Source organism: Halorarum halophilum (assembly GCF_013401515.1).
Lineage (GTDB): Archaea > Halobacteriota > Halobacteria > Halobacteriales > Haloferacaceae > Halorarum > Halorarum halophilum.
On the sequence record NZ_CP058529.1, the window covers coordinates 1,023,456 to 1,049,088 of the forward strand.

Consider the following 25,633-nt stretch of genomic DNA (forward strand, 5'->3'; position numbering starts at 1 on the left):
GTCTGCGTGTATGCAGGGCAAGCGGATTCTCGTCACCGGTGGCGCGGGGTTCATCGGTTCGAACCTCGCGAACCGGCTGGCCGAGGGGAACGAGGTCGTGGCGCTGGACGACCTGTATCTCGGTACCCCCGACAACCTCGACGACGAGGTGGAGTTCGTTCGGGCGTCCGTTCTGGACGACGACCTCCCCGCCGACGTCGACGCGGTGTTCCACCTCGCGGCGATGTCCTCCCGGAACATGCACGAGGAGGATCCGGCCCAGGGGGCGCGCGTGAACGTCGAGGGGTTCGTCAACACCGTCGAACAGGCCCGACGGGAGGGGTGTGACCTCGTCGTGTACGCGTCGACGTCCTCCATCTACGGCAGTCGGACCGAGCCGTCCCCGGAGGACATGGAGGTGGAGGCGCGGACGGGCTACGAGGCGTCGAAGCTCGCGCGCGAGCACTACGGGGACTACTACCGCAACCACCACGACATGGACGTCGCCGGCCTCCGATTCTTCTCCGTCTACCAGGGGTTCGGCGGCGCCGAGGAGCACAAGGGCGAGTACGCGAACACCGTCGCGCAGTTCGCCGACCGGATCGCGAACGGCGAGTCGCCCGAACTGTTCGGCGACGGGACGCAGACCCGCGATTTCACCCACGTCGACGACGTGGTCCGCGGGATCGAGACGGTCGCCGACCACCGGTTGAACGGCGTGTTCAACCTCGGGACCGGCGAGAGCTACAGCTTCAACGAGATGGTGCGGATGATCAACGACGCGCTCGGCACCGACGTCGAACCGGAGTACATCGAGACGCCGTTCGACGGCTACGTCCACGACACGATGGCCGACATCTCGAAGGTCCACGAGGCGACCGGCTGGGAACCGGAGATCGACTTCGAGGAGGGCGTCCGGCGCGTCTGCGAGCCGTATCGCGACTGAGTACCGACCCTCCGTCGTCGCCCCGCCCACTTCCCGGCGCGTTACCCCGAGCGCGTCCGCTCGACGAACTCGATCTCGACGAGCGACGTCTCCCCGGTTCTGACCTCCACCGCCCGGCTGATCGCATCCGCGAGCTGGGGGTACGCGCCGTCGGCCGGTCGGGCGATGGTGACGCTGATCGACGAGGAGTCGGGCGTCCCGGAGCCGAAGCCGACGTGGGTGGAGACGAGTTCGAGTTCGTCGTACTCGGGACGCTCGAGCGTCTCCTCGATGGCGTCGTTCGCGTCGTTCTCGAACACGACCTGGTTGGCGATGAGCGCGCCCGGCGCGAGCAGCAGGATCGCCGTCACCGCCGCCGCGACGAGCACGCGGCGGAATCTGGCCGCGCGGGCGAGGTCCGCCAGCGGTCCGTCCACTTCCTCCCAGGGTCGGTAGCCGAGCCCCCAGAGGACCGCGACCGCGGCGACGTTGATGGAGATCGCGTTGACGACGAGCAGGAGGCTCGCGCCGACGGTGACGCTGGGGTACCCCCAGGCGATACCGATCCCCGCCGCCGCCGCTGCCGGGACGAGCGCGACCGCGACCGCGACGCCCACCAGTGACTCGGGGATGTCCGACGCCAGGCTGAACCCGCCGGCCGCGCCGGCGCACAGCCCCACGAGCAGCGTGAGCAGCCCGGGCGAAGTCCGCGAGCTGATCTGGCTGACAGTCGAGATGTCGAGCATCGGCGGGACGAACCCCGCGTTCCGGATCGCCCAGCCGAACAGCGCAGCCGCGAGGACGGACCCCAGGAGGGAGTAGAACTGCAGGCGGAGGCCGTTCCAGAACATCAGCCGGTCGTCGAGGGTCGCGCCGACCGCGGTCGTCAGCGAGGCGCCGACCTGCGGGGCGACCACCATCGCGCCGACCACGACCGACGGTGCGTCGAGCAGGAGCCCCGCGACGGCCACGAGCACACTTAGGAGCGTCATCGCGTAGTAGACCAGACGGCTCGGGGTGAGGTTCAGCGTCTTCGAGCGGAGTTCCGCGTCGGTGAGCGCGTCCTCCGCGCCGGAGCCGGCGACGTACTGCTCCTCCAGTTCCTGGAACCGCGGCGACCGGGCCGTCTCGGCACTCGCGACGACGGCGTAGCCGTCGTCCTCGAGGCCGACTTCGTGGACGGCGTCGAGGACGCTCTCGACCGCCTCCGTAGGCAACGGGAAGTGCACGAGCGTCGCGTCGCCGTCCGTCTCGGGTGTGTCGACGTGGTCGACCCCTTCCTCGTCGAGAACTTCGAGGACGGGTTCCCGGGATTCGACAGGAACGCGGAGCTGCACGAGTCGCATACGGGAGCGACTGGAAGCCCGCCAAAATACCTTCTGTCCTCTCGTCGGATGGCGATCATTTGGCGGGACGTGGAGTACGGTTTCCTGCCGGATTTCTAATCCATCTCACTGTCCGTCCCCGGACCTCGATGCGACCCAGCCACATCGATCGGATCCCTCCGACACCACTTTATCCGCGTCGGCGAACACTCGACACATGACCACAGTCCGCGTCATCGGCGTTCCGACGGACTACGGACAGGACCGACGCGGCGTCGATATGGGCCCGTCGGCCATCCGCTACGCCGGCCTCGCCGATGGACTCGCCGACGCCGGGGTCGAGGTGGAGGACGCCGGCGACCTGCTCGTCCCGCGCGCCGAGGAGCGCGACCCCGACTACCGCTCGCCGAGCCAGGGGAACGCGAAGTTCCTCCGCGAAACCGAGGAGGTCTGCACCAGACTGGCCGACGAAGTCGCCGACACCATCGACGACGGCGAGCTGCCGCTCGTCCTCGGCGGCGACCACTCCGTCGCAATCGGGACGCTCGGTGGCAGCGCCCGCGACGCGGAGGTGGGCGCCATCTGGTTCGACGCCCACGGCGACTACAACACGCCGACCACCTCGCCGTCGGGCAACGTCCACGGGATGCCCATGGCGGCCGTGCTCGGCTACCAGGAGTGGGCGGACGTCGGGTGGGCGAACGCGCCCGGACTGCGCGAGGAGAACGTCGTCTACGTCGGACTCCGGTCGCTCGACGACGTCGAACGGGAGGCGATCCGGGACAGCGAGATGACCGCCTACACGATGTCGGACATCGACGAGCGCGGCATCACCGAGGTGGTCGAGGCGGCGCTCTCTGTCGCGAGCGACGGCGTCGACAGCGTCCACGTGAGCCTCGACCTCGACTGGCTCGACCCCGGCATCGCCCCCGGCGTCGGCACCCCGGTCCGCGGCGGCGTCACCTACCGGGAGGCCCACTACGCGATGGAGCGCGTCTGCGAGGCCGACGTGCTGCGCTCGATGGAGGTCGTCGAGGTGAATCCCGTACTCGACGACCACAACGAGACGGCGGAACTGGCGACCGAACTCGTCGCGAGCGCGTTCGGGAAGCGCATTCTCTAGAACGCGACCTCTTTTGACGGGGGTCCTCCTCGCGCGGGCGGCTTCACCGCCCGCGCTCGTCGAACCCCCGCAAAACCCGTCGATGCTGTGGGATTCCGAGGGAATCCCACTGCTGACGGGAAATCTTCGATTTCCCGTAATGCCAAAACCCTGCGAGCGAAGCCGACGGCCTCGCTCGCAGTACAGACGCTAGTTCCTCCGCCCCGTTACCGGTCGACGGAGCGACCACGGTCGGTGTCCATCGATAGAACGATAATCGTCCCCCCGTCACGGTCGATATCGACTTCGACGCCGTCGAGACCGACGCGGATATCGTGGCCTACAGCCGCCGCTACGCCCGCGTGGCGGTCGTGGAGTTCGGCTTCGACGTGAACCTGGATCGGAGCGTCGGGTGGCGGGTCTCCGGACGGGCGAAGCGCCGCGCGGCCGCCGTGAAGCACCCGAAGGTCCCGGGTGCCGCCGTCGGTGAGCCGATGGACTGGGACCGGGCCCGGCGAGAGCACACCGACGCGCTCGACCGGTCGCGGTTCGAGGACCTCCACGCCTGCGAAATCGTGTGTTCGCGCCGGGCGGTCGACGCGTACGACGAGGCCGAGTGGCGCCGGACGCTCAGACACGAGCTCGTCCACGTCGAGCAGTTCCAGCGGTTCGGAGCGACAGGCCACGGTGCGTGGTTCCGGAGGCGTGCCGAGTCGGTCGATACCGAGAACCACTGCCCCGCATTCCACCGCGGGCGCTACCTCGTTCGGTGCCGCGACTGCCGCGAGGTCCGGTTCGACCGCTGTCGAGAGTGCGAGACCACGCGCCTCGCCGAACTCCCGCCGTCTAAGCAGGCGAGCAGGGTCAGGCCGACGGCGTGCTGCGGGGCGTACTACGAACTCGAGGACACGCGGGCAGACTGAGAAGGCGGAGTGTTCCGGTACAGATTTATTCACGGTGTTGTCATGAATATTTACCGGCCAGAACGTACCCCGTCGGTGTCTATAACCCGCCCGGCGACCTGGGTCCCGTATCGCAGTATGGACCCCATAATCGAGGGAGGTGACGGGGGGCTCGAGATCAGGGACCCGATCGAGCGTCGGCGGGTCGTCCTCGAGACCGACCGGGCCGTCTCGCCGACCGAGGTCGACCCGTCGGCGCTCAGGGTCCCCGTGGGGTCGGCCGTCCGCGTCGCCGCCCGCGAGATCGTGCTCCCCCGGTTCGTCGACCTGTTCGTGCGGGACGCCTCGGGCGACGCGATCGCCGACGCGAACTCCCTCCAGTATCGGGCACTCCCGGCCGAGGAGTACGTCGTCGAGGTCAACGCGCCGGTCAAGGTGTACCTCACCGTCGACTCCGCGCTGGAACTGGTGGTCGGACCCGGCGGAATCCGCCTCGCGTTCCCGGAGTCCACGCCGGTGACTGTCGGGGCGCGCTCGTATCACCACCGACCCTCGGCCACCATCACGACGACGACCGATCCGGCCGACCTCCGGACCGCGATCTCGTCGCTCTCGTCGGCGCTGAAGACGACCGGGCCCGAGCGGTCCTACCCGACGCTCCGGGGGCACCCGCCCCTCGTCGAACTCGGCGAGCGGCTCTCCGTCCCCGACGAGATCGCGAGACCGGAGACGGGCGTCCGGATGGCGGTCCCGTCGACCGTCGAGGCGCTGTTCGCGGCCGCGCCGCTCGCCTACTATCTCGGCGCTGAACTCGTCGCCGGCGAGGAGCCGCGACTGCTCACCGACGCGGGACTCGACTACGACCTCACCAGCGCGGGGAGTCTCGAATCCACGGTGCGGCGCGTGCTCGAGCGGGTGTTCTTCCTCGACTGCCTGCTCCGGACGGAGGGGTACGCCGGCGTCGACCTCTCGGAGCGGGCCGCGGTAGCGGACGCGGTGGATCTCGAGTTCGACCGACTGTACGACGAGCCGCTCGCCGAACAGCTCGCGGCGTACCTCTCGGTTCCGTACGACGAAATCGCCGAGCAGATACCCACGTGGAGCCTCGTCGCCTGCTTTTCGCCGGACCCAGAGGGCATCGAGGCGCTCCCGTTCGTGGTCGACGAACTGGCGACCGTCCGCGTCGTGGAACCGGATCCGATCCCGCCGTCGGACCTCCGCGAGCGAATGGTCGCGGACTATCTGGACGCGGAGAACGGTATCCACTTCACCCGGGGGCGGGGTACCGAGAATCCCCCGTTCGAGTCGGTCGTCGCGCTCCCGGAGTCGAACGCCGTCGAGCAGGTGTGGTTCGGCCCGGGGCTCCCTTGGAACGCGAGCAAGGGGGTGCCGGACGCCTACCGCAACGGACTCGGCCGGGAGCCCAACGCGGGGCCCATCGACATCACCGTCGTCCGCAACGACTCGGCGATGGACGAGGAGTCGACCGCGGCCGCCGACGCCTACCGCTCGGGGATCGACCTCCCGTTCGACGTCCACGTCGAGACCGACCTCTCGACGTCGGAGCTCCGCCGGGCCTTGGCCGCGGATGCCGACTTCCTCCACTACGTGGGCCACATCGACCCCGGGGGGTTCCGCTGTCGGGACGGGCTGCTCGACGCCGAGAGCCTCGACGCCGTCGGCGTCGACGCGTTCCTCCTCAACGGGTGTCGCTCGTACGAGCAGGGGGTCGCACTCGTCGAGCGGGGCGCCATCGGCGGCGTCGTCACGCTGAGCGAGGTCATCAACAGCGGCGCCGTCGACGTCGGCCGGACGATAGCCAGACTGCTCAACCGCGGGTTCCCCCTGCGGGCGGCGCTCGCGCTCGCACGGTCGGGGCACGCGCTGGGCGGTCACTACCTCGTCGTGGGGGACGGGACGATCGACGTCGCGCAGAACTCGAACGGAGCGCCGATAGCGTGTGAACTAGAGCGAACTACCGACGGGGCAATTGAGTTGATTGCTCACACGTTTCTTCCGTCGGAAGGAGGGATGGGAACAGTTACGTATCCGTTCCTTCCCTCGAATGATCGACACCACCTCGCACCAGGTGCGTCGGGATCGTTCCAATTACGGGAGACGGAGACGCGTCAGTTCTTCGACCGCTTTGCTCCCCCTGCTATCGTCGACGGGAACCTGTTGTTCAAGAACGTCGTCGACCAACTAAACGATCAAGGGCCGTGATACGCCCCACAGCCCGATGTGGCCGCCATCGCCATCCCCGCCTGCGAGGAGAGGAGGACGAGCGTGAACAGCGCGCCGATCAGTTTCGGATGCTCCGCGACCTTCGCCGTCAGTACGTTGTCGGACATTCGTGGTCACCTCGGATAGCCGGGGCGGCGGTCACCCCGACACGGTTCGGAGTTGGCGACGACGTGTTTCGTTATGGATTACGTATCCCCAGTGCGCCCGCCGAATCCGTAAGCGTCGGCGGCGGTAGGGGCCGACTAGCGCAGAGATACCCCCCGGAACAGGGAGTGGAATACCCCACGGATAGACACGTTCGTCGAGCGTCGTTCGCAGAATGAGGCAACGTGTGACGCCGTAGGAGTGAACTTTAGTACGTCCCGTTTTATTACCCCGCCAAGAGTACGAATCGTATGGGTACGGAACGAGTACCGTCGCTCCTCCAGCGGGAAGACAGGCTCCTCGTCGCAGCGGACGAGAGCGACGACGTCGGCGAACTCTGCATCGACTTCATCCTGAAGGATTCGACTCGCGAGGCAGCAGCGGTCGCCGTCACCAGCGGCCGCAACTCCGCCGCGCTGCTGGATCGGTGGCAGCGGAGCGGGCGCGGTCGGTTCCGCGACCTCTCCGTCCTCGCGGTCGGCGGCGCTGACCGGTCGGTCGCCGCCGACGGGGCGTCCCAGTCGGCACTCGGGCTCGTCCAGTCCCTCGACGAGTCGATCACCGTGACCGAACTGGTCGAGCGCATCCAGGGCCAGTTACAGGAGTGGGCGGCCGACGAAGTGGCGCTCGGCGTGTACGTCGACTCGCTGGACGACTGGCTCGACCCGAAGTCCTACATCGAGCTGATCGACCGCCTCTCGTCCGTGCTCTCGGCACACGGCGGGGTCGGCGTCTTCCGCGTCTCCCCGGACGTGAGAGCACTCGCCGCGATACGGTCCCGGTTCGGGGCGGTGATCGAACTTGACTCCGACGGGGTTCGGACGGCGCCGACGGAGGAGCCCGTCCCGACCGAGGAGCTGTTCGACGCGCTCGGAACCAGACGCCGGTGGCGGGTGCTCCGGTACCTGCTCGGACGACGCGACGAACCGACGGACGTCGATGAACTCGCCCGGGCGCTCGTCCGGGAGGATCCCTCGGAGGAGGCCGTACAGAAGCGGTACGTGGGCCTCGTCCACAGCGATCTCCCTGTGCTCGCGGATCTCGGCGTCGTCACGTTCGAACGGAGTCGATCCGTCGTCGAACCGACCGACCGTATCGGGAGCGTGGAGCCCTTCCTGGCGCTCGCGGACGCGGAGTCTACCCAGCAGGTCTGAATCGATGTACGACGAGGACGTCCGCGGCGACCTGGGACTGATAGTACTGGAGGCGTTCGCCCACGACGTACCCGTCGTCGGGCTGCACGTCCTCACGCATCAGGACCCCGGGGTTCCGGACATCGCCGTCGACATCAGGTCGGACGACCCCGAGGCGCACGACCGTACCCACGACGGGTCCGAGGCGGCCGCACGGCGACTCGAGGCGTTCGAGACCGCGCTCCAGGACCTACTGCTCACGGCCTACGCCGAGGACGAACTGGCCGACCCGGTCGGCGTCTGGCGCCTCGAGTTCCCGTCTCCGCACGTCCCAGACTGGTCCGTCGAGATCTCGTTCAGGATGTCGGACGGGGGCAGTTCCGAGCGATCGGCACCGGAACGACGGAAGCGACACGCGACCGCACGCGACTCCTGAGAGAAAACGGGGCGACCCGACGGGCCCGCTACGAGTCGTCGGACGATCCGACCTCGACGCGGGCCGACGGTAGCACGTCGACCGCGGCGACCTTGTCCTCCGGGTCGAGGTCCATCACCTTCACGCCCATCGTGTTGCGCCCGATCGTCGAGATGTCCTCGACGCGGGTGCGCATGATCTGTCCGCCCTCGCTCAGCGCGAACAGGTGGTCGCCGGCCGAGACCGCCTCAACCGCACACGAGGGGCCGTTGCGGTCGTTCGTCTTGATGTCGATGAGCCCCTTCCCGTTCCGGCTCTGCCTGCGGTACTCGGCGAGGTCGGTCCGCTTGCCGTAGCCGTTCTTCGTGACCGTGAGCACCCAGTCGTGCTGGTCCGGGTCGAAGGCCGCCAGCCCGGCGACGGCGTCGTCCTCGGCCAGGTCGATGCCCCAGACCCCGCGGGCCGACCGACCCATCGCGCGCACCTCGGACTCGTCGAACCGGATGGCCATCCCGCCGCGGGTGCCGATGACGAGGTCGCGGGTGCCGTCCGTGACCTCGACGTCGGCGAGCTCGTCGCCGTCCTCGAGCCTGATGGCGCGGATGCCCGTCGAGAGGATGTTCCCGAAGTCCCCGCCGGCGGTCCGTTTCACGTAGCCGTCGCGGGTGACCATGGTGAGGTACTCCTCCTCGTCTCCCAGGTCGTCGCAGTTGACGACGGCGGTGATCTCCTCGCCGTCGTCGAGGTCGAGGACGTTGACCGCCGACTTCCCGCGGGCGGTGCGGCCCATCTCCGGCACCTCGTACGTCTTCAGCTGGTACACCTGTCCGTGGGTAGTGAAACAGAGCAGGTAGTCGTGCGTGGAGGCGAGGAACACCGAGGAGACGCGGTCGCCCTCCTTCAGGTCCGCGCCGATGATGCCCTTGCCGCCGCGGTTCTGCGCGCGGAAGTCGGCCGCGGGCATCCGCTTGATGTAGTCGTCCTCGCTGACGACGACGACGGACTCCTCCTCGGGGATGAGGTCCTCGTGGGTGACCGAGCCGGTGTCCTCGACGAAGCCCGTCCGGCGGTCGTCGTCGTACTCCTCCCTGATCTCGCGGAGCTCGGTCTTGATGACCGACATGAGCTCGGACTCGGAGCCGAGGATCTCCTCCAGCCGCTCGATGCGGGCGGTCACCTCCTCGTACTCCTCCTCGATCTCGGCCGCCTCGAGCGAGGTGAGCGAGCCGAGCTGCATCCGGACGATGTGCTCCGCCTGCGCCTGCGAGAAGTCGAAGGTCTCGCGCAGCGCCGCCTTCGCGGCGTCGCGGTCCTCGCTCTCGCGGATCGTCTCGACGACGTCCTCGACGTTGTCGAGTGCCTTGAGCCGCCCCTCGAGGATGTGGGCGCGGTCCTCCGCCTCCCCGAGTTCGTGCTCGGTCCGGCGGGTGACGACCTCCTTGCGGTGCTTGATGTACTCCTCGAGCGTCTCCTTCAGGGTGAGCACGCGCGGCTGGCCGTCGACCAGCGCGAGGTTGATGACGCCGAACGTCGTCTCGAGGTGGTGCTCGACGAGCTGGTTCTTCACCACCTCGACGTTGGCGCCGCGCTTCAGCTCGACGACGACGCGGACGCCGTCGCGGTCGGACTCGTCGCGGAGGTCTGAGATGCCCTCGATGACGCCCTCGTTCACGTCCTCGGCGATGCGCTCGACGAGTCGCGCCTTGTTCTCCTGGTAGGGAATCTCCGTGACGACGATGCGCTTGCGGTCGCCGTCGAACTCCTCCGTCTCGAACTCGGCGCGGACGCGGACCCGGCCGCGTCCGGTCGCGTACGCCTTCTGGACCGCGTTGCGCCCGACGATGTTCGCGCCGGTCGGGAAGTCCGGACCCTTGACGTGCTGCATCAGGTCCGCGAGCCCCGCGTCCGGGTCGTCGATGAGTTCGATCGTCGCGTCGATCACCTCGCCGAGGTTGTGCGGCGGGACCTTCGTCGACATCCCGACCGCGATGCCGGTCGAGCCGTTGACGAGCAGGTTCGGGTACGCCGCGGGGAGCACGTCGGGCTCCTGGAGGCGGTCGTCGTAGTTGGAGGAGAAGTCGACGGTGTCGCGCTCGATGTCCTCGAGCAGCTCCTCGGCGATGGGGGCCATCCGGGCCTCCGTGTACCGGGGCGCCGCGGCGGGGTCGCCGTCCATCGAGCCGAAGTTCCCCTGCCCGTCGATGAGCGGGTAGCGCATGGAGAAGTCCTGGGCCATTCCGACGAGCGTGTCGTAGATGGCCGCGTCCCCGTGCGGGTGGTAATCGCCCATCGTCTCGCCGACGATGGAGGAGGACTTCCGGTGGCCCGTGTTGGAGCTGAGGCCCATCTCGTGCATCGCGTAGAGGATGCGCCGGTGGACCGGCTTCAGGCCGTCACGCACGTCCGGGAGCGCCCGGCCGGCGATGACGGACATCGCGTAGTCGATGTACGACTGTTCCATCTCGTCCTCGATACGGACGTGTTCGACCTGCGCGGCTCTGACGTCGCCCGGGTCGACTGGTGGTTCTGAGCTCATTCGTGTCTGGTTTCGTCGTCGTAAACTCGGCCGTCCGTCGATTCGTCGCTACCGGAACTGCCGGTACCGGTCACGGAATCCCGCCCGACCCGAGGGCCGGTGGGTGTTCGCCCGTCACCGCGGTCGTCCCGGAATCGTCGCTCCCATGGAACGCGAATCATCGTCGATCCCATCTCAGATGTCGACCCACTCCGCCTCGGGAGCGTGGTCCTTGATGAACTGCTTCCGCGGTTCGACGGCGTCCCCCATCAGGACGTTGAACATCCGGTCCGCCGCGGCGGCGTCGTCGACGGTGATCTGCTTCAGGATGCGCTTCTCCGGGTCCATCGTCGTGTCCCAGAGCTGTTCGGGGTTCATCTCGCCGAGCCCCTTGAACCGCTGGATCTGGGTCGGGTTGCCGTCGCACTTCTCCTCGATGATGCGCTCCCTGTCCGCCTCGGTCATGGCGTCGTACGTGTTCCCGCGGTAGCGGATGCGGTAGAGCGGCGGCTTCGTCGCGTACAGGTAGCCGGCCTCGAGCAGCGGGCGCATGTGGCGGTAGAAGAACGTGAGCAGCAGCGTCCGGATGTGCGCGCCGTCCACGTCTGCGTCGGTCGCCATGATGATCTTGTGGTACCGCGCGTCGTCGATGTCGAACTCGTCGCCGATGCCGGTGCCGACGGCGGTGACGATGTTGCGGATCTGGTCGTTCTCCAGCACGCGGTCGAGGCGGTGCTTCTCGACGTTCAGCACCTTCCCGCGGATGGGGAGCACAGCCTGGTTGTCCGGGTTGCGGGCCTGCTTGGTCGACCCGCCCGCGGAGTCGCCCTCCACGATGAACAGTTCGGCCTCGCTCGGGTCGCGCGACTGGCAGTCGGCGAGTTTGCCGGGCAGCGCGGTCGACTCGAGCGCCGACTTCCGGCGGGTGAGCTCCTCGGCCTTCTTCGCCGCCTGGCGGGCGCGAGCGGCCTCTGCCGCCTTGCTGACGACCGCCTCGGCGACGTCGGGGTGCTCCTCGAAGAACGTCCCGAGGTGCTCGTGGACCGAGGACTCGACGACGCCGCGGACCTCCGAGTTGCCGAGCTTCGTCTTCGTCTGCCCCTCGAACTGCGGGTCGGGGTGCTTGACGGAGATGACGGCGGTGAGCCCCTCGCGGACGTCCTCCCCCTTCAGGTTGCCGTCGATGTCGCCGATGAGTCCGTTCTCGTTCGCGTAGTCGTTGACGACCCGGGTGAGCGCGGTCTTGAACCCGGTGAGGTGGGTCCCGCCCTCGCGGGTGTTGATGTTGTTGGCGAACGCGTGGACCGAGCCCTGGAGCTCGTCGGTGGCCTGCATCGCCACCTCGACCTGCACCGGCCCGTCCTCGACGACCTCCTCGGCGTCGAAGTAGATGACGTCGGGGTGGAGCGGCGTGCGCGTCTCGTTGAGGTAGCCGACGAACTCGCGGATGCCGCCCTCGTAGTGGAACGTCTCCGCGGTCCCGTCGCGCTCGTCCGTCAGCGTGATCCGGACGCCCGAGTTCAGGAACGCCAGTTCGCGGAGGCGGTTCCCCAGCGTGTCGAAGCTGAACTCGCGCGTCTCGAAGATCTCGTCGTCCGGCCAGAACCGGATGTGCGTGCCCGTCCCCTCGTCGGCGTCCATGTCGCGGACGCGCTCGAAGGCGTTCTGGTCGGGTTCGCCGCGGTCGAACTCGTGGCGCCAGACCGCGCCGTCGCGTTTCACCTCGACGGTGAGCTTCGAACTGAGGGCGTTCACCACGGAGACGCCGACGCCGTGCAGGCCGCCCGACACCTGGTAGGACTTGTTGTCGAACTTCCCGCCGGCGTGGAGGACGGTCATGATGACCTCCAGGGCGGGGCGGTCGTACTTCTCGTGGACGTCGACCGGGATGCCCCGGCCGTCGTCGCGCACCGAGACGGAGTCGTCGTCGTGGACCGTTACCTCGATCTCGTTACAGTGGCCCGCGAGCGCCTCGTCGATCGAGTTGTCGACGACCTCGTAGACGAGGTGATGGAGGCCACGAGCGTCGGTAGAGCCGATGTACATCGCCGGACGCTTCCGAACGGCCTGGAGCCCCTCCAGGACCTGGATCTGCCCGGCGCCGTACTCACTATCCCCTGAACCTGACATAGGAACCTTACCCGGTGTAGTGTGCCCCGTCTCTTAAAGTTCTCGCACGCGCGCGTGAGAGCGAAGAAAACAGTCGGTGGGACTGACCGGTCGGGGAGCAGAATGCCGAACTATCCCCGGATCGGACGAGTTCTAGCCACCGCCGACCGCGGGTGCTCCGGATCGCCGACTCGCCGGTAGGTTCCGGGCTAACCTGCCGACCGGAAGGCGGCGAACACGGCCGTTTCGCCCGGCGGTTTCACTTACACTCCGCTGGAGAAGCCGTTTTAAGCCCCCGCCCGGTAGGGGTGTCCACGAGAATGTCATCGTTCCAGTCGCAGCTCGGCGAGGAGGAGGGGATCGCCGACGAGTTGGCGGAGGGCCAGCGCGAGATCTCCATCGCCGAGTTCTTCGAGAAGAACAAGCACATGCTCGGCTTCGACTCGGGAGCCCGGGGGCTCGTCACCGCCGTCAAGGAGGCGGTCGACAACGCCCTCGACGCCTGCGAGGAGGCCGGCATCCGGCCGGACATCTACGTCGAGATCCGGGAGGTAGGCGACTACTACCGCCTCGTCGTCGAGGACAACGGGCCGGGCATCACGAAGGAACAGCTCCCGAAGGTGTTCGGGAAGCTGCTGTACGGGTCCCGCTTCCACGCCCGCGAACAGTCCCGGGGTCAGCAGGGGATCGGCATCTCCGCGGCCGTCCTCTACTCCCAGCTCACCTCCGGGAAGCCCGCGAAGATCACCAGCCGGCCGAAGGGCGACGCCCAGGCGCAGTACTTCGAGCTCATCATCGACACCGACACGAACGAGCCCGAGATCAAGGCCGACGAGCCGACCTCCTGGGACCGATCGCACGGCACGCGTATCGAGATCGAGATGGAGGCGAACATGCGCGCCAGGGCGCAGCTCCACGACTACATCAAGCACACCGCGGTCGTCAACCCCCACGCGCGGCTCGAACTCCGCGAGCCCGGAAGCGACGAGCCGCTGAAGTTCGAGCGCGGCACCGACCAGCTCCCGGCCGAGACCGAGGAGATCCGACCCCACCCCCACGGCGTGGAGCTCGGCACGCTCATCAAGATGCTCGAGGCGACCGAGTCCTACAGCGTCTCGGGGTTCCTCCAGGAGGAGTTCACCCGCGTCGGCAAGAAGACGGCCGACAAGGTGTGTGCCGGCTTCCGTGACCGCCACTTCGGGCGCGCGATGGGCTGGAGCGCCGGCCCCGACGCCGACCTCGAGGCGGCGCTCACCGAGGCGGTGTCGAACAAGGGCGCCGACGCGACGGGCTTTTTCGCCGAGGAGGTGACGGGGACGCTCGCCGAACGCGACCTCACGGCCCACCACGAACTCGTCGAGGTCGTCGACAACGTCGCCGACGCGACCGAGGACGAGTACGGCGTGACGTTCGGCACCACCGTCCGGGAGAACGCGGTGGAGGCCGCCTGGGCGGAGCTGACCGGCTTCGACCCCGACGAGGAGCTCGACCGGCTCTCGTCGGATCTGTACGCCGTCGTCGACGAGGCCACGTCCACGCGGAAGGACGACGCGACGAAGCACGGGGTCGCCGAACGGCTGGCCCGCCGCGTCGCCGCCGGCGACGAGCGGCACCGCGCGACGCAACGGACCCTCCGGGCGTGGGTCGACGAGGCCGCGGCCGACACCGAGGAGTACGACGACGCGACGTTCGGGGAGACCGCACGTGAGAACGTCGTCGACGTGCTCTGGTCCCGGATGCGGACCGTCCCGGACGACCTCCCGAAGGTGCGGGAGGTCGCCGCCGACCGGGACTCGGCCTCCGCGCTGCTGGAGGGGATGCGCGAGACGGACATCCTCGCCCCGCCGACCGACTGTCTCGCGCCCATCACCGACGAACTCGTCGAGGCCGGGCTGAAGAAGGAGTTCGACGCGGACTTCTACGCCGCGGCGACCCGCGACGCCGACGTCCACGGCGGCGACCCGTTCATCGTCGAGGCCGGCATCGCCTACGGCGGCGAACTGGGGTCGGAGGGACAGGTCGAGCTACTCCGGTTCGCGAACCGCGTCCCGCTTGTGTACCAGCGCGGCGCCTGCGCGACGACCGACGTGGTGAAGTCCATCGGCTGGCGGAACTACGGGCTCGACCAGCCCGGCGGCTCGGGGATGCCGAACGGGCCGGCCGTGATCATGATCCACGTCGCCTCCACGAACGTCCCGTTCACGAGCGAGTCGAAGGACGCGCTCGCGAACATCCCGGCGATCGAGGACGAGATCGAACTCGCGGTCCGGGAGGCCGCCCGCGAGCTGAAGTCGTACCTCAACAAGCGGCGGTCGCTCCAGAAGCGCCGCCAGAAGCAGGACGTGCTCGGGCGCATCCTCCCCGAGATGGCCGACAAGGTCGCCGAGGTCACCGGCCGCGACCGGCCGAACATCGACGGCGCGATGGCGCGCATCATGAACAACGTCAGCATCGAGCGCGAGCGGGACGGCGACCTCGTCCGACTCGTGATCGAGAACCACTCCGACCGGACCGAGGAGCCCGACGTGACCGACATCGTGTCGGCGGAGCCGAGCGACCTCCCCGACGACGCGACGGTCGTCGACCTCGACGGCGAGTGGTTCGTGAAGTGGTCGCCGAGCATCCCCGGCGGGGAGGAGGCGACCCTGGAGTACGCGGTGGACGAGGACGCCGAGTTCGACGTGAACGTCGACGGCGTCGAGGCGGAGAAACTCACGGTGAACGCGTAACATGAGCACTGATTCGAACGGAGAGACGGACGCACAGCTGAACGAGGAGCGGGCCCGCGAACAGCTCGTGGAGCTCGCCGCCGAGTTCTACGACCAGTTCGACCAGGGAGACGTCCCGCGGATGACGCTCCCGACCCGGACGAAGAGCAACATCGTCTTCGACGAGGACAGCGACGTCTGGGTGTACGGCGACCGCACCTCCTCACGGACGGCCAACTCCGTCCGCGGGGCGCGGAAGCTCCTGAAGGCGATCTACACGGTCGACTTCCTCGCCCAGCAACTGGAGGAGGACCGCTCGTCCACCCTGCGTGAGCTGTACTACCTCAGCGAGTCGTGGGACTCCGAGGACGCCCAGTTCAGCGACCAGGACGAGTCGAACCAGCTCGTGGAGGACCTCGAGATCGTCTCCGAGGTCACCCGCGAGGACTTCCACATGCGCCCGGAGGAGTCCGGCGCGACGCTGATGGGGCCGCTCCTCCTCAGGGAGCAGACCCGACGCGGCGAGCGCGAGATCCACTGCCAGGAGGACGTTGGCGAGGGGGGCTACCAGATCCCCAACAACCCGGACACCATCGAGTTCCTCGACCACGACATCGACTTCGTCATGTGCGTCGAGACCGGCGGGATGCGCGACCGGCTCGTCGAGAACGGGTTCGACGACGACTACAACTGCCTCGTCGTCCACCTGAAGGGCCAGCCAGCCCGAGCGACCCGGCGCATCACCAAGCGCCTCCACGACGAACTCGACCTCCCGGTGCTGGTGTTCACAGACGGTGACCCGTGGTCCTACCGCATCTTCGGCTCGGTCGCGTACGGCTCCATCAAGTCCGCGCACCTCTCGGAGTACCTCGCGACGCCCGAGGCCCAGTACGTCGGCATCCGCCCGCAGGACATCGTGGAGTACGACCTCCCGACCGACCCGCTGTCGGACTCGGACGTCAACGCGCTCGAGTCGGAACTCGACGACCCGCGCTTCCAGACCGACTTCTGGGAGGAGCAGATCGAGCTCCAGCTCGACATCGGGAAGAAGTCCGAGCAGCAGGCGCTCGCCTCGCGCGGCCTCGACTTCGTGACCGACACGTACCTCCCCGACCGGCTGAAGGAGATGGGCGTCCTCTAGGCGCGCTCGGTCTCGGTCGACTCGTCGAGTTCGGCTTCCACGTCCGGACCGTCGGTGTCGCTCTCACCCTCGAAACACTCGCGACAGTACACGTTCTCGCCCGACTCGTACGTTCGGAGCGGTAGCCCCGCGAGGTACCACCGGTCCGCGTAGGCGCGACGCACCCCCGATCGGACCCGGTCGCCGCAGGCCGCACACGGCTCCGGAGGGTTGCGGACGCGGTCGGTCGAGACCGTCCGTTTCCGCCCGACCGTCGAGAGCGGGACGTTGCCCTGCCGCGCGGCGAGCGGGAAGTAGGTCACCCCGAGGGCGATCGCGAGGAACAGCACGCCGGTGACCAGCACGAGCGGCCCGGACGCGGCGGAGGCGGCGCCGGCCGCGAACGTGAGTGCGGCGGTGACGACGAACAGGAAGCCGAGTACGGCGCCGGCGGCCATCCAGGGGTCCACGCCCAGGCGGGCGTCGTCGGGGTACGAGCGCTCGGAGCCGTCGGCGCGGATCTCCCGGCGGGGCGCTCCGGAGGTGTGGCGGTACCATGCGTAGAGGACGTTCCCGACGCCGCCCGTGAGCAGCAGCAGGACGAAGTGGACCGGGAGCGACCCGAACCCCCTGTCGACGAGCACCACGCGGTCGCCGTGGTCGTGTTCGAGCGTCCAGCCGCGCACCCGATAGTCCTCGACGCGGCGGCGGAGCCACGCCCGGTCGGCGTCGAGGGACGACCCGGAACTCGCCGAACCGCCGGCGGAGCCGCCGGTATCGACCCCGTTGCCGCACTGCGAGCAGAACCGGTCACCGGGTGTGAGTCGTGCGCCGCAGGCCGAGCAGTAGCGATCGCCGGAGGGCACGCTACGTTGGACTCGGACACCGGGGGCGAAGAACCTTACGCGGGGGCGTCCACCTCCGACAGTTCGACGCCGCGCTCGTCGAGGACGACCGGAACGCCGCGACCGGCCACGTCGGCCGCGAACGCGGCCGAGTCGGCCGCCAGCGACTCCGACGTCCCGTAGTGGACCGGGAGCACGAGGTCCGGGTCCATGCGCTCGGCGAGGTCGGCGCTCTCGTGCCGGTCCGGGACCGACCCGCCGCCGATGTTGGCGAGGAACAGCGAGACGTCGAGTTCAGCGTAGGCGTCGAGCGCGTCGCCGTCCCCGGGCCAGAAGACGGAGACGCCGTCGATCGACAGCCGATAGCCGACGCCGAGGCCGAGCGGGTGCGGGACGGTCCCGTCCGCGCGGGCGTGCGGGCCGTCCGGGTCGTTGTACGCCGGGACGGTCCAGACGTCGACGGCGCCGACCGAGATGCGGTCCTCCTCGCCGACGCGCTCGACCGCCCGGTCGAGGTTCGCGACCGGGACCACGTCGCGATCGATCCGGTCGGCGTCGACCCCCTCGTAGACGACGACGGTCGCGTCCCGCGCGGCGACGCGCTCGATTCCGTCGCTGTCGTAGTGGTGGTCGTGCGTGACGCAGACCAGGTCGCCGTCCTTCGGGTAATCGTCGAGCACGCCGTACCGGCCGGGGTCGAGGTAGACGACGAACCCGGACGTCGTCTCGATGCGGACCGTGGCGTAGCCGCGCCACTCGACCGACAGCGAGTCGTGGCGGATGGTCATGCGTGTGGGTGTTCGGCCGCGAGATTTACAGGTACCGTTCGCCGACCGGGCCGGCCCAGAACCCCGCCGCGAAGAACAGCAGGACGGCGGCGAGCGCGCCGAGTCGGAGCGTCGTCACGACGTCGTCGGTCGTCAGGGCCGAGGCGACGGTGGCGACCAGCACGGCGACGAACGCGACCGAGAACAGCACCGGCATCGGGTTGTCGGCGACGACGCCGCGGATGCTCATGATGGCTGTGTGCGTGGTCGGCTGAAGTGTCTTACCGTCTCTGTCGCGTTCGATCCTTTTGGCATCCGTACGGAGTACTGGGTTGACCCGACCGCGAAAGCCCCGCGGCCCCTTTCAGTCCCACCCGTAGCGATCGTCGCCAACGTCGCCCGCGGTTGTTCGGGCAGTCGTACCGGGAGAACAGCTCACTGCGCGTCCGCGAGTCGCTCCACGCGCTCCAGCGAGTCGGCGTCGTCGGGGTCCTTGTCCTCGCGCACCTCGACGAACCGCGGGAAACGGAGGGCGTAGCCGGAGGAGTACGTCGGGGATCGCTGGATCTCCTCGTAGCCGACCTCGAAGACGATCGCCGGGCGGATCTCCACGTCCGTCCCTCGCTCGCGCACGACGTGGGGTTCGAGGCGGTCGGTCAGTTCGACCAGCTCCTCGTCGGTGATGCCCGTCGCTACCTTGCCGATCGTCTCGAACCCGTCGCCGTCCCGCGCGGACAGCAGGAACGTCCCGAGCAGGTTCGCGCGGCGGCCCTCGCCCCACTCCGCGCCGGTGACGACCAGGTCGAGCGTCTCCACGTCGGGCTTGCGCTTGAGCCAGTTCCGCCCGCGCTTGCCCGGCGAGTACGTCGAGTCCGGGTTCTTCAGCATGATCCCCTCGTGACCCGCCGCCAGCGACTTCGCCTCCACCGTCTCGATCCGCTCGGGGTCCTCCGTGACGAGCAGCTCCGAGACGCCCACGGCGAGCACGTCCGAGAGCCGCGCGTACCGTTCGGTGAGGGGGGCGTCGAGGAGGTCCTCGCCGTCCGCGTGCAGGCAGTCGAACGCGCGGAGTTCGACCGTCACCTCCTCGCGCAGTCGGTCGACCTCGTACTTCCGACGGAACCGGCGGAGGATCTCCTGGAACGGCAGCGGCTCGCCGTCCTCGTCCACCGCGACCGCCTCGCCGTCGACGATGGCCGGCGCGGCGAGGTGCTCGTCCGCGTGCTCGACGAGTTCCGGGAGGGCGTCGGTCACGTCCTCCATGTTCCGCGAGTAGACGCTCGTCTCCTCGCCGTCGTAGTGCAGCTGGACGCGGGCGCCGTCGTACTTCGTCTCGACGGCCACCGCGTCCCACTCCTCCAGCGCATCCGTCACGCCGCCGGCCTGCGCGAGCATCGCACGGACGGGGCGGCCGACCGCCAGCGAGACGTCGCGGAGGCCCGACACCCCCTCGTCGCGGGCGAGTTCGGCGACCCGGCCGTAGTCGTTCGTCACCTGGAGTGCTCCCTCGACGGCGGCGACCAGCTCCTCGGTGTCGTCGTCCTCGTCGCGCTCCTCGACCGGGGTCGTGACGTTCGCCCCGAGGAATGCCTCGGCGATCGCGTCGCGGACGGTCCCGCCCCCGACGCCGATCCGCATCTCCCCGAGGACGAGCCGGGCGAGGTACTTCGCCTCGGCCGGCGAGGCGCGGTTGAACAGCCCGAACAGGGTGTCCCGCCGGGTGTCCTCGCTCCCGTCGCCCTCGGCGGCGGCGACGCGCTCGAACGCCTCGAACACCTCGCGGACGGTGAGGTCGCCGCCCGAACCGCCGTCGTCCGGGCCACCGCCGGCGTCGCTGCCGAAGGCGGCGAGCCCCGTCTGCCCGCCGAAGTCGTAGCTCGCGGCGACGGCGCCGATCTCGCCGGTCTCGGCGAGCCGATCCTCGACGTCGTCCGCGGTGACGTTCGTGCCGGCGGCGCGGGCGATCGCCTCGTGACACAGCGACGGGCCGACGGCGAGCTTGCGGGTGTCCCAGCCCGGGAACACCTTCCCCTGGAGGAACCGTGCGACGACCGCGAGGTCGTCGTCCGCGTCCGCGAGCGCGGCCGCCGCGAGGCCGACGGTCGCGAGGTCGGCCTCCTCGGCCTCGAGCGCGTCCGCGCGGTCGGCGAAGGCCGCGAAATCCATACCGTCGTTCGCCGGCCGTCGCGAATAAACCCGCCGACTCCGGCCGGCTACTCCCCTCGCTGCCGCCGGATCGCCAGCTGCTCCGCGAGCCAGGTTCGCTGCCGCTCCTCCCCGCCGAGGCCGGCGAGCGGTTCGACCGTCGTCGCCCCCGCGGCGCCGATACGCGTGCGGAGGCCGCCGCGTTCGATCAGCGTTTCGCGGACGTCGCGGTCGGCGAGCACGGCGACCTCGTCGTACTCGTTCCGGCGGACCCTCGCCGCGAGGTCGGTCACGACGCCCATCGCCCACCGGGCGCGCCCGGCCGGCTCCATGTCGGCGAAGCGGACCCCCTCGCACTCGACCGTCTCGTCGGGCTCCACCAGCCCGTGTGGTCCCGATACGACGAGCCACTCGTCGTAACTGATCCGGGCGAACTCGCGCTTCAGGCGGAAGAACTCCGTGTCGTACGCCGTCCCGGCGGGGGTCGGCTCGCGTGGCGCGTCCGAACCGGCCTGGACGAGTCCGAGCGTCGGCATTCCCCCCATCTCGCCCGTCGCGGGATTTAACGCTTCCCACACCAGCCACGCGCCCGGCGTCCCGCTCACGTCCTCGAGTTTCCAGTACGGTCGTCGATCGCGTTCCTGCTCAGCCCGCCATATCACCCAACGCGTTCAAGGGGGACGGGAGCGGAATCGGGGGCATGGAAGAGGGTGACGTCGGTCTCGCCGGGCGGGTGGAAGACGTGCTGGACGTGGACCTCGAGGAGTTCGGCCACCAGGCCGCCGTCGACGCGGAGACCGTGAAGGCGCTGCTCCGGGAGGGGGCGTTCGACAACCACCAGTCGATCGTCGGGCTCGAGTACGAGTTCTACGCCGTCTCCGAGGGGCGGTGGCGCGGCGACGAGGGGCCCGTGGAGGCGTACTCGCTCACGCGGGTCCCCCGGCGCCTGCTCGACCTCATCGGGTTCGAGAAGGAACTGGGACTGCACAACGCGGAGATGACGACCAGCCCGCAGCCGCTGAACGATCACGGCCTCCGGGCGCAGGGTGCCGAGGTGCGCGCGCGGCTCTCGGCCGCCCAGGAGACGACGGCCGCGGAGGGGATGCGACTCGTGAGCGACGGGATGTGGACGATCCCGCCGGCCGGTGAGACGGCGCGCGGCTACCTCGCCGACTCCGTCGTCGACGACGGCGTCCGGGTGGCGACCAACATGAGCGACTCCGTCAGGTACCACGCGATGGCGAACGGCCCGGCGACCGCGGAGACGTTCGCCATCGAGGCCCCCCACGTGGAACTGGAGGCCGACACCGTGATGCCAGAGAGCCTCATCACGTCCATCCAGCCCCACTACCAGGTGCCCAACGCCGAGGACGTCCCGACGTACCACAACATCGCGCTCAGGGTGGCCGGACCGCTGCTCGCGCTCGCCGTCAACTCCCCGTTCTTCCCGCCGGACCTGTACGCCGACGACGCGTCGCCGGAGGAGATCCTGGACGACGGGTGGCACGAGAACCGCATCCCCGTCTTCGAGTCCGTGATGAACGGCGGCGACGCGGGCGAGAAGGTCCGGTTCCCGGACGACCTCGACACCGTGGCGGATGCGGTCGACCGCATCGCCGCGGACGCGACGATCGTCCCGATGCCCGTCGGCGGCGGGGACCGGTTCGACGACGCCTTCGCGACCCTCCGGCGCAAGCACGGGACCTACTGGCGGTGGGTCCGGCCGGTGTTCGACGGGGCGACGCGTTCGGACGCGAACGCCCGCATCGAGTTCCGCCCCCTGCCCGCCCAGCCCACGGTCCGGGACTCCGTCGCCTTCCTGGCCGCGTTCGCCGGCCTGATGGAGAGCCTCTCCCGCCGGCGCCATCCGGTCGCCGACCAGGACTGGGCGACCGCCGAGGCGAACTTCTCCGCCGCAGTCGAGGACGGCATCGACGCCGATCTGACGTGGGTCACGACGGACGGCGCGGAGACGACCTCTCGCGAGGCCGTGTTCGAGGACCTGCTCGCGCACGCCGAGGCCGGCCTCGAGGACGCGGGGTGCGACGAGGAGACGGCGAAGCGCCACCTCGCACCGTTGCGGCACCGCGTCGAGACCGGGGTGACGCCGGCCGGCTGGAAGCGTGCGGAGGTCCGCGACCGACTCGCGGACGGCGACGACTTCGACGAGGCGGTCACGGGGATGCAACGCGAGTACATCGCGCGCCAGACGGACACCCTGCTCGACGGGTGCTTCGCCGACTGGTAGCCGGTCGGTAACCGCTCGAGTTACGTCCCCTGGGTCTTCCATCCGACTCCGCCGTTCGCCGGTGGAAAGCGTCTTGCTTCCCGAGCGCCTAGCCAATCCGTGACCGATACCGGCGTCTCGCTACGGGACGGCATCCACATCGACCTCTCCGACGGGACGCGCGTCGTGGCCGACGCGTCCTCGCCGAGCGGCGACGTGAACGTCCTTACCCACGCCCACGGCGACCACCTCTTCCGCGCCAGCCCTGGCCCCGTCGTCTGCTCCCCGGCCACCGCCGACATCGCGCGCCATCGCCGGACAAACGCCATCGTCGAACCGGGCACGGATCCGCGGGTCGAACTGGTGAGCGCCGGCCACGTCGCCGGCTCCACCGCCGCCGTCGTCACCGACCCCGACGGCACGCGCTACTGCTACACCGGCGACGTCTCGACGCGCGACAGGCTCTACCTCGACGGTTTCGACCCGCCGGACGTCGACGTGCTCGTCGTCGAGTCGACCTACGGGCGCCCGGAGTACGTCCTCCCATCGCAGGCCGAGGTGGAGGGGGAGATAAACGACTGGCTCGACGAGACGATGGACTGCCCAGTCCTGCTGTTCGGCTACTCGCTCGGCCGCGCCCAGAAGCTCCAGGTACTCGCCGAGGCGGCCGGCCGCGACCGGGTGTTCGTGACGGACGGCGTCGCCGGGGTGAACGCGGCGGTGGAGCCCCACGTCGACGCCACCTTCGGCTCCGCGACGTTCGGGCCGGACGTCGACCTCGGCCCGGGCGACGCGCTCGTGCTCCCCAGGGGGCGGGGAACCCGCGACCTCGTCGCGCGACTGCGGGACGAGCGCGACGCCGTCACGGCCGGGTTCTCGGGCTGGGCGGTGGACGAGTCGTTCCGCTACCGCGGCGACTACGACGCGACGTTCCCGCTCACGGACCACTGCGACTTCCGGGAGCTGTGCGAACTCGTCGAGGCGGCGAACCCCGACCGGGTGTACACGACCCACGGGTTCACCGACGAGCTGGCGATCGAGCTGACCAGGCGTGGGTTCGAGGCGACGGCGCTCCGGAAGGGACAGGCGATGCTCGGGGACTTCTGAGTTCGAAGGAGTTCCGCGTTCGGCGGGGAAGCGGCGGGACGACCGCGTCGCGTTGGGGTGCTGATTTGGCTTCTACGCTTCGGCGCCGAGCAGCTCGTCGATGTCCTTGTGGCGCGTGATGTCGACCCCCTCCTCGGTGACGACGGCGACGTTGATGCCGTTACCGGAGGCCAGGTCGCGCTCCACGGCGGACTTGATAGCGCGTGCGGCGACGGTCTTCGCGTCCCCGACCGTGAGGTCCTCGTCGTACTCCTGTTCGAGCACGCCGAGCGCGTACTGGGAACCGGAGCCGGTGACGGTGTACTCCTCCTCGGTCATGCCGCCGGCCGGGTCGATGGAGAAGACGTGCGGACCCTCCTCGTCGACGCCGCCGAGGATTGGCTGGACGATGTAGAAGGCGCCCGAGCGGAGCAGGTTGCCCGTCAGGGTCGAGAGCGCGCGCATGCTCATCTCCTTGCCGCGGCGGGCCTCGTAGAGGTTCGTCTCGGCCTTCAGCGTCTGGATGAGGTTCTGGGCGGCCGAGACCGACCCCGCGATGGTGAGCGCGCCGCGCGGGTGGATCTGCTCGACCTTCTGGACGTCCTTCGAGGAGACCATGCGGCCGAGGGAGGCGCGCATGTCGGTCGCCAGCACGACGCCGTCGTCGGTCTTGAGGCCGACGGTCGTCGTCCCGGTCTTCATCCCCTCGCCCTTCTCGGCCGACTGGGCGCGCTGGTCGGCGTTGGGGAACTCCCCGAGTTCCGGACCGAAGACGGTCTCGTCGCCACGACGCGGGTTGAGATCACCGAGGTCGTCGGTTGGTCGCATTACCACGCGGTATGTCCGGGCCGCTGATAAAGTCATTCCTTCCCGAAGGCGGGCCGTGCGGTCGAAACGGCCCCCGGAGAGAGCGAGACGGGTCCGCTGCTGGAGGGAAAACACGTAGCAGCCCGCGCCCGGAAGTGAGTGGGGCTACTCGGTTGCGGAGCTACCGACGGCGTACCTCCGAACGGAAAGTAAGTCTTCTCGGAGGGGCGGTCGATCTACTCTTCGTCCTCGCGCTGTGCGGCGTAGGCGTGCGAGATGCGCGTCAGCACGTTGTCGAAGCCGAGGCGGACCCCGACGCGGCGCGTAGCGAGGACGAGCGGGAACAGGAGGATCCCGGTGAGGACGGTGAACTGGTGCAGGGTGAACAGCCCAGCGCGGCGGACAGAATCGGTCGCGGTCATTGCGTGCTCGGTTGGCAACCCGGCCGTATATATAACTCTTGTGTCCCGAGTATCCGTTCTGAGGCTCCGCCGTCCTGCGGTTTTCGGAAATCGCCCTACGAGCGGCCGGTCGGCCGATACCGGGTCGCGAGAACCGGTGCTTTCCTGACGCCAACGCGCGTTATCGCCGTAACTTATGGGGAAGGCTCGGGTGGGGTGCGCGTTCCCACGTCAGGCGGACGAGCGGGTCTCGCCGCGGTGTGCGGGGCGAACCACAAGAGTCGAAACCCCGCCGACCCTCTTCCCCGTATGAGCAACTACCTCGTCGCGCTCGAAGCGGCATGGTTGGTACGTGACGTCGAGGACATCGACGACGCCATCGGCGTCGCGGTCAGCGAGGCGGGGAAGCGGCTGAACCAGCAGGACAAGGAGTACGTCGAGGTCGACGTCGGGGCGACGGGCTGTCCCGCCTGCGGCGAGCCGTTCGACTCCGCGTTCATCGCCGCCAACACGGCGCTGGTCGGACTCCTCCTCGAGATCAACATCTTCAACGCCGACAGCGAGGAGCACGCCAGCCGCATCGCCAAGAGCGAGGTCGGCGGCGCGCTCCGGGACGTCCCCCTCGACGTCATCGAGGTCATCGAGACCGAGGAGGACGACGACACGGACCGCTGAGGCGACGGAGGGGAAACCGCCGCGGCCGCCGAGCCGATGCTATCGCGGCTACAGCCGAC

The 25,633-nt window shown here is 69.1% G+C and carries 22 protein-coding genes; 11 read left to right on the top strand and 11 right to left on the bottom strand.

Going from position 1 to position 25,633, the window contains the following annotated elements; all coding sequences use genetic code 11:
• Positions 1–10 precede the first annotated feature (10 nt).
• Positions 11–925 (top strand): NAD-dependent epimerase/dehydratase family protein, encoded by a 915-nt coding sequence (locus HUG10_RS05415; protein WP_179168588.1) that lies wholly within the window; start codon positions 11–13, stop codon positions 923–925.
• A 41-nt stretch (positions 926–966) separates the two neighbouring features.
• On the opposite strand, the gene HUG10_RS05420 is transcribed toward HUG10_RS05415, so the two are convergent.
• Positions 967–2,250 carry a TIGR00341 family protein gene (locus HUG10_RS05420; protein ID WP_179168589.1) on the bottom strand — a complete coding sequence of 428 codons (1,284 nt, stop codon included), beginning with the start codon at positions 2,248–2,250 and terminating at the stop codon, positions 967–969.
• Positions 2,251–2,446: 196 nt separating this feature from the next.
• Here HUG10_RS05420 and rocF point away from each other — a divergent pair, with 196 nt between their 5' ends.
• The 3 genes from rocF to HUG10_RS05435 all read left to right on the top strand — a co-directional run bounded on the left by rocF (position 2,447) and on the right by HUG10_RS05435 (position 6,456).
• Entirely contained in the window at positions 2,447–3,352 is a 906-nt protein-coding gene (rocF, locus tag HUG10_RS05425) for an arginase (protein ID WP_179168590.1), read from the top strand.
• Between the two features lie 314 nt (positions 3,353–3,666).
• A complete protein-coding gene (locus HUG10_RS05430; RefSeq protein ID WP_179168591.1) occupies positions 3,667–4,254 on the top strand; it encodes a SprT-like domain-containing protein in 588 nt (195 codons plus the stop codon).
• Between the two features lie 117 nt (positions 4,255–4,371).
• Complete coding sequence (locus tag HUG10_RS05435) at positions 4,372–6,456, top strand: hypothetical protein (protein WP_179168592.1); 2,085 nt, start codon at positions 4,372–4,374, stop codon at positions 6,454–6,456.
• On the opposite strand, the gene HUG10_RS05440 is transcribed toward HUG10_RS05435, so the two are convergent.
• A complete protein-coding gene (locus HUG10_RS05440) occupies positions 6,444–6,584 on the bottom strand; it encodes a DUF7503 family protein (RefSeq protein ID WP_179168593.1) in 141 nt (46 codons plus the stop codon). The two genes, HUG10_RS05435 and HUG10_RS05440, sit on opposite strands and share 13 nt — an antisense overlap.
• Positions 6,585–6,872: 288 nt before the next feature.
• On the opposite strand from HUG10_RS05440, the gene HUG10_RS05445 reads away from it, so the two are divergent.
• Both HUG10_RS05445 and HUG10_RS05450 read left to right on the top strand, forming a co-directional pair.
• Positions 6,873–7,775, top strand: coding sequence for a DUF7504 family protein (locus HUG10_RS05445; protein WP_179168594.1), 903 nt, complete (start codon positions 6,873–6,875; stop codon positions 7,773–7,775).
• 4 nt (positions 7,776–7,779) lie between these two features.
• Positions 7,780–8,190: a hypothetical protein gene (locus HUG10_RS05450; protein WP_179168595.1), complete on the top strand. Its 411-nt coding sequence runs from the start codon at positions 7,780–7,782 to the stop codon at positions 8,188–8,190.
• Between the two features lie 28 nt (positions 8,191–8,218).
• On the opposite strand, the gene gyrA is transcribed toward HUG10_RS05450, so the two are convergent.
• Complete coding sequence (gene gyrA / locus HUG10_RS05455; protein ID WP_179168596.1) at positions 8,219–10,705, bottom strand: DNA gyrase subunit A; 2,487 nt, start codon at positions 10,703–10,705, stop codon at positions 8,219–8,221.
• 174 nt (positions 10,706–10,879) lie between these two features.
• Positions 10,880–12,814 carry a DNA topoisomerase (ATP-hydrolyzing) subunit B gene (gene gyrB, locus HUG10_RS05460; protein ID WP_179168597.1) on the bottom strand — a complete coding sequence of 645 codons (1,935 nt, stop codon included), beginning with the start codon at positions 12,812–12,814 and terminating at the stop codon, positions 10,880–10,882.
• Between the two features lie 299 nt (positions 12,815–13,113).
• On the opposite strand from gyrB, the gene HUG10_RS05465 reads away from it, so the two are divergent.
• Both HUG10_RS05465 and HUG10_RS05470 read left to right on the top strand, forming a co-directional pair.
• Positions 13,114–15,522 carry a DNA topoisomerase VI subunit B gene (locus HUG10_RS05465; RefSeq protein ID WP_179168598.1) on the top strand — a complete coding sequence of 803 codons (2,409 nt, stop codon included), beginning with the start codon at positions 13,114–13,116 and terminating at the stop codon, positions 15,520–15,522.
• A gap of 1 nt (position 15,523) precedes the next feature.
• A complete protein-coding gene (locus HUG10_RS05470; protein WP_179168599.1) occupies positions 15,524–16,642 on the top strand; it encodes a DNA topoisomerase IV subunit A in 1,119 nt (372 codons plus the stop codon).
• On the opposite strand, the gene HUG10_RS05475 is transcribed toward HUG10_RS05470, so the two are convergent.
• From HUG10_RS05475 to HUG10_RS05495, 5 genes are all read right to left on the bottom strand, one after another.
• Positions 16,639–17,487, bottom strand: coding sequence for a zinc ribbon domain-containing protein (locus tag HUG10_RS05475; protein WP_179168600.1), 849 nt, complete (start codon positions 17,485–17,487; stop codon positions 16,639–16,641). The genes HUG10_RS05470 and HUG10_RS05475 overlap by 4 nt on opposite strands.
• A gap of 35 nt (positions 17,488–17,522) precedes the next feature.
• Positions 17,523–18,254, bottom strand: coding sequence for an MBL fold metallo-hydrolase (locus HUG10_RS05480; protein WP_179168601.1), 732 nt, complete (start codon positions 18,252–18,254; stop codon positions 17,523–17,525).
• Positions 18,255–18,279: 25 nt separating this feature from the next.
• Positions 18,280–18,483 carry a hypothetical protein gene (locus HUG10_RS05485; protein ID WP_179168602.1) on the bottom strand — a complete coding sequence of 68 codons (204 nt, stop codon included), beginning with the start codon at positions 18,481–18,483 and terminating at the stop codon, positions 18,280–18,282.
• Positions 18,484–18,668: 185 nt separating this feature from the next.
• Positions 18,669–20,399, bottom strand: coding sequence for an ATP-dependent DNA ligase LigA (gene ligA, locus HUG10_RS05490; protein WP_179168603.1), 1,731 nt, complete (start codon positions 20,397–20,399; stop codon positions 18,669–18,671).
• 47 nt (positions 20,400–20,446) lie between these two features.
• Positions 20,447–20,914, bottom strand: a complete 468-nt coding sequence (locus HUG10_RS05495; RefSeq protein WP_179168604.1) for a DUF6884 domain-containing protein — start codon at positions 20,912–20,914, stop codon at positions 20,447–20,449.
• A gap of 164 nt (positions 20,915–21,078) precedes the next feature.
• Here HUG10_RS05495 and HUG10_RS05500 point away from each other — a divergent pair, with 164 nt between their 5' ends.
• Positions 21,079–22,626, top strand: coding sequence for a glutamate--cysteine ligase family protein (locus tag HUG10_RS05500; RefSeq protein ID WP_179168605.1), 1,548 nt, complete (start codon positions 21,079–21,081; stop codon positions 22,624–22,626).
• 99 nt (positions 22,627–22,725) lie between these two features.
• Positions 22,726–23,712: an MBL fold metallo-hydrolase gene (locus HUG10_RS05505; RefSeq protein WP_179168606.1), complete on the top strand. Its 987-nt coding sequence runs from the start codon at positions 22,726–22,728 to the stop codon at positions 23,710–23,712.
• Between the two features lie 72 nt (positions 23,713–23,784).
• Here the strand turns inward: HUG10_RS05505 and psmB are convergent, their stop codons facing one another.
• Positions 23,785–24,519: an archaeal proteasome endopeptidase complex subunit beta gene (gene psmB / locus HUG10_RS05510; protein WP_179168607.1), complete on the bottom strand. Its 735-nt coding sequence runs from the start codon at positions 24,517–24,519 to the stop codon at positions 23,785–23,787.
• 215 nt (positions 24,520–24,734) lie between these two features.
• A complete protein-coding gene (locus HUG10_RS05515; RefSeq protein ID WP_179168608.1) occupies positions 24,735–24,920 on the bottom strand; it encodes a hypothetical protein in 186 nt (61 codons plus the stop codon).
• A gap of 288 nt (positions 24,921–25,208) precedes the next feature.
• On the opposite strand from HUG10_RS05515, the gene HUG10_RS05520 reads away from it, so the two are divergent.
• Entirely contained in the window at positions 25,209–25,574 is a 366-nt protein-coding gene (locus tag HUG10_RS05520; RefSeq protein WP_179168609.1) for a DUF555 domain-containing protein, read from the top strand.
• Positions 25,575–25,633 lie beyond the last annotated feature (59 nt).